Raw genomic sequence first — 238 nt, 5'->3', positions numbered from 1 at the left:
TATTTTGACCTGGACGCCCACCATGGCGACGGGGTGGAGGAAGCCTTCGCCGACGATCCTGACGTGCTCACCCTTTCCCTGCACATGGACACGGCCTACGCCTATCCCCACCGGGGCGGGCGGCTGGAGTACGTGGGCACCGCCCTAGGTGGTCATACCACTATCAACGTGCCGCTCCCCCCTCGCACCCATGGCGGGGAGTATCTGCTCCTCTTCGACGCCGTGTGGGGGCCCGTCC

Annotated in this window: 1 pseudogene; it reads left to right on the top strand. The window is 66.4% G+C overall.

The window, feature by feature from the left end:
- Positions 1-238, top strand: a pseudogene (locus ACTFO6_RS19705) (acetoin utilization protein AcuC); the annotation flags it as partial.

It is taken from the genome of Pelomicrobium sp. G1 (assembly GCF_051905455.1).
GTDB lineage: Bacteria > Pseudomonadota > Gammaproteobacteria > Burkholderiales > UBA6910 > Pelomicrobium.
This window is presented reverse-complemented; position numbering and strand designations above follow the sequence as displayed.